3 protein-coding genes are annotated in these 4,242 nt (G+C 48.1%); all 3 read left to right on the top strand.

Features of this window, described 5'->3' with window-relative positions; all coding sequences use genetic code 11:
* On the top strand, nucleotides 1-1,327 hold a 1,327-nt coding region (pntA, locus tag CAG65_RS01280), incomplete at its 5' end, for a Re/Si-specific NAD(P)(+) transhydrogenase subunit alpha (RefSeq protein WP_161451629.1).
* A 14-nt stretch (nucleotides 1,328-1,341) separates the two neighbouring features.
* Nucleotides 1,342-2,736, top strand: a complete 1,395-nt coding sequence (pntB, locus tag CAG65_RS01275; RefSeq protein ID WP_161451627.1) for a Re/Si-specific NAD(P)(+) transhydrogenase subunit beta — start codon at nucleotides 1,342-1,344, stop codon at nucleotides 2,734-2,736.
* 150 nt (nucleotides 2,737-2,886) lie between these two features.
* On the top strand, nucleotides 2,887-4,242 hold a 1,356-nt coding region (gene vxrA, locus CAG65_RS01270; RefSeq protein ID WP_443098364.1), incomplete at its 3' end, for a sensor histidine kinase VxrA.

The following is a 4,242-nucleotide window of genomic DNA, read 5'->3' as shown; positions in this document are numbered from 1 at the left end:
ACTCTATGAGGGCGAAGTTGATGAAATTGCGTTGTTAAAAGAGGGCGCAACGTTAGTCAGTTTTATTTGGCCTGCACAAAATCCTGAATTAATGGAAAAACTGTCAGGCAAAAACATCAATGTAATGGCCATGGATGCCGTCCCTCGTATTTCACGAGCTCAGGCGCTTGATGCCTTGTCTTCAATGGCGAATATCGCAGGTTATCGTGCCGTCGTCGAAGCTGCACATGAATTCGGGCGATTCTTTACTGGGCAAATAACTGCAGCGGGTAAAGTGCCTCCTGCTAAAGTCCTGGTCGCTGGGGCTGGTGTTGCCGGCTTGGCGGCGATTGGCGCGGCAGGCAGTCTGGGGGCTATCGTGCGCGCATTTGACGTTCGCCCGGAAGTGAAAGAACAAGTCGAATCGATGGGGGCTGAGTTCCTGACTGTCGATTTTCAGGAAACGGCTGGCTCTGGCGACGGCTATGCGAAAGAGATGTCCGATGATTTCAATAAGAAAGCAGCTGAGCTTTACGCTGCGCAAGCAAAAGACGTCGACATCATTATCACCACGGCTTTGATCCCTGGCAAGCCTGCACCGAAGCTGATCACCAAAGAAATGGTCGACAGCATGAAAGCGGGCAGTGTGATTGTCGATCTTGCAGCCGCTAATGGCGGTAACTGTGAATACACCCAGGCCGATGAAGTTATTACGACGGACAACGGCGTTAAAGTTGTTGGTTATACCGATATGGTTGGCCGCTTGCCAACGCAATCATCGCAACTTTACGCGACCAACCTGGTAAACCTACTGAAACTGCTTTGCAAAGAAAAAGATGGCACTGTCAATATCGATTTTGATGATGTGGTGATTCGTGGTGTTACGGTAGTGAAAGAAGGGGAAGTTACTTGGCCAGCGCCACCGATTCAGGTTTCTGTACAGCCTCAGACAAAAGCTGTGGAATCTGCCAAGAAAGATGAGAAACCACAAGAGCCAGCGTCACCAGTGAAAAAACTGGCGGGTGTCGCCATCGGTGTGGCTGCCTTTGCCTGGGTGGCATCGGTCGCACCCGCAGCATTTTTGTCTCACTTTACGGTATTCGTTCTGGCTTGTGTGGTCGGTTATTACGTTGTCTGGAATGTCACGCATTCCCTGCACACCCCGTTGATGTCGGTGACCAATGCGATTTCAGGCATTATCGTCGTTGGTGCTTTACTGCAAATTGGGCAGGGGAACGGTTTAGTGACCTTCATTTCATTTATCGCTGTTCTCATTGCGAGCATTAATATCTTTGGTGGCTTTACCGTGACCAAACGTATGCTCGAAATGTTCCGTAAAGACCGTTAAATAGGGAGTAACATATGTCTGCAGGATTAGTACAGGCGGCTTATATCGTTGCTGCTCTGTTTTTCATATTGAGTTTGGCTGGTTTGTCGAAGCAAGAGTCAGCAAAACGCGGTAATTATTACGGCATCGCAGGGATGACGATCGCTTTGATCGCGACGATCTTCAGCCCTGGAGCACAAGGCCTGGCCTGGATCATCTTAGCAATGGTGATCGGTGGCGGGATCGGTATTCATTTCGCTAAGAAAGTCGAAATGACAGAGATGCCAGAGCTGGTGGCAATTCTTCACAGCTTTGTTGGTATGGCCGCCGTATTAGTGGGCTACAACAGCTATCTTGAGCCACCAGCGCCAGTATCGACAGACCTGGCCGGTATACACGCAGAACACGTCATTCACATGGTAGAGGTGTTTCTGGGCGTCTTTATCGGTGCCGTCACATTTACCGGTTCGGTGGTCGCATTTGGTAAATTACGCGGGATCATTTCATCTTCACCGCTAAACTTGCCGCACAAACATAAAATGAATTTGGCGGCCGTTGTAATTTCTACGCTCCTGTTGATCTATTTTGTCAAAGCGGACGGCAGTATGTTTGCTTTAATCGTTATGACGTTGATTGCGTTTGCTTTTGGTTACCACCTGGTGGCGTCCATCGGTGGGGCGGATATGCCAGTCGTCGTTTCGATGCTGAACTCCTACTCTGGCTGGGCAGCCGCCGCAGCCGGTTTCATGTTGGCGAACGATCTACTGATTGTAACGGGAGCATTAGTGGGTTCTTCAGGTGCCATTCTGTCATACATTATGTGCCGGGCGATGAACCGTTCATTTATTAGTGTAATTGCCGGCGGTTTTGGTCAGGAAGTGGTGGTTTCCAGCGATGTTGATCACGGTGAGCACCGCGAAATTACTGCGGAAGATGTCGCTGATATGCTGAAAGGCTCTAAGTCAGTGATCATCACTCCGGGGTATGGCATGGCGGTTGCTCAGGCTCAATACCCAGTACATGAGATCACGGAGAAGCTTCGTGCACAAGGCGTAAACGTTCGTTTCGGGATTCACCCTGTAGCAGGGCGCTTACCTGGTCACATGAACGTGCTGCTGGCCGAAGCGAAAGTCCCGTATGATATTGTTCTGGAAATGGACGAAATCAACGACGACTTTGGTGATACCGATACAGTTCTGGTCATTGGTGCAAATGATACGGTCAACCCAGCCGCTCAGGAAGATCCAACCAGCCCGATTGCCGGTATGCCTGTCCTCGAAGTTTGGAACGCGCAGAACGTCATTGTGTTCAAACGCTCAATGAATACTGGTTATGCCGGGGTACAGAACCCGTTGTTCTTTAAGGACAATACCCATATGTTGTTTGGCGATGCCAAAGACAGTGTAGACGCCATATCGAAAGCGCTATAAACTGAAGTTAACGCTTAAAGAAGCCAGCAATTTTGCTGGCTTCTTGTTTTTTAAAGAACACATTATTGACATCAATATTACATTTCACATGTATTCTTGGTACATAATGCCTTATAGTTATCGTAACGTACTGAATTTGAACAAATACCCTTGATTAAAGCAGCATCTAAATTCATATTCACGCTATTTGCGTTTGCCTCTATGCAGGTGAGTGCCGATTCGCTGCCTGAGCGTATTGACAAGTTCGTCGATCTCTTTGATACCTCTTCAGCCACCGTCTCTTATGATACCCGGGTTATTCAGACAGAATATCCAACCCGATTGATCACTCCCGAGTCGATGCTGCCTCAGACATCCCAATATCCGTTGAAAGATATTCAGCAACTTTACCAGTTGGCTAAGACCTGTACTGGCAAGTTACCGTTAAGCCCGCTAATTACCGAACCTTTGGTGTTCACCCGCGCGATTTGTAAAGGCACAAAGTTAAGTACACGTTGGTTCGCACGCAGCGGGCTTGTCCATCCGGGGGGAGGCTCTTATGCAGCTCGCTATGTGGAGAAATACCCGGACAAGCAGGATGAACTCCAGCAATACATGCAAATCTCAGAACGCCCACTTGCCGACAATGATACGTTGCTTGGGCGTTTACAGCGCATGGATGAAGATGCGATCACGGCTCTGATTTCCGGTGCGAGCATGTTTATGGAACGTGGCGAGTTTTGGTTGAGGCAAGGGGATCGTTATTATATTTTTCCTGAAGATGTCTGGAAGGCGAATATAAGCCAGGCCGGATTAAGCTTTTCTTTATCGAACCAATCGACCAGTTGTTTTGTCCAACGAGGTAACCTGTGTTGGAATGTCGAAGATCACGCCAACATTTTGCGCATCAGTATGGTCATACTGGTGATCGCCAACATTTTGTTGGTGTTGGGTTGGTCGGTTTATCGATGGAATACAAAACGCAAGGAAATGAAGAGTCGCATGTTGATTCTTCAAATCCTGACACACGAACTGAGAACACCTATTGCCAGCTTGTCACTGACTGTGGAAGGGTTCCGGCGTGAATTTGAGCGACTGCCTGAAACGGTATACGATGAGTTTCGGCGACTTTGCGAAGACTCGCGTCGTTTGCGGCAACTCGCTGAGGCGAGTAAGGACTATTTGCAATCAGACAGTAAACCTTTAGCGACCGAATGGGTGCCATCGATAGAAGAGTGGTTATCATTTAAAATTGAAGAAGAGTTTGAAGGTGACATTAAGCTGACCATAAACAAAGATGTCGCTGCTAAGCTTAATGTTTACTGGCTGGGTACATGTATTGATAACCTGATTCGTAATGCGGTTAAGTATGGTGTTCCACCTATTACTTTGGATGTGGCGACAACAGACAACGGCATTACCGTAAAAGTTATTGACCAAGGCGAACTCACTCACAAGGACTGGCGTCAGTTGAAAAAGCCATTTGTGAGCAAGGCCGGGCTTGGTTTAGGATTAACTATCGTAGAG

This window comes from Vibrio sp. V39_P1S14PM300 (assembly GCF_009904765.1).
GTDB classification, from domain to species: domain Bacteria; phylum Pseudomonadota; class Gammaproteobacteria; order Enterobacterales; family Vibrionaceae; genus Vibrio; species Vibrio proteolyticus.
Note: the sequence above shows the minus strand (reverse complement) of the source record. Positions and strands in the feature narration are given on the sequence as shown.

Coding starts and splice junctions, on each gene's coding strand:
- pntB (WP_161451627.1), top strand. CDS start 1,342: ATGTCTGCAGGATTAGTACAGGCGGCTTATATCGTTGCTGCTCTGTTT.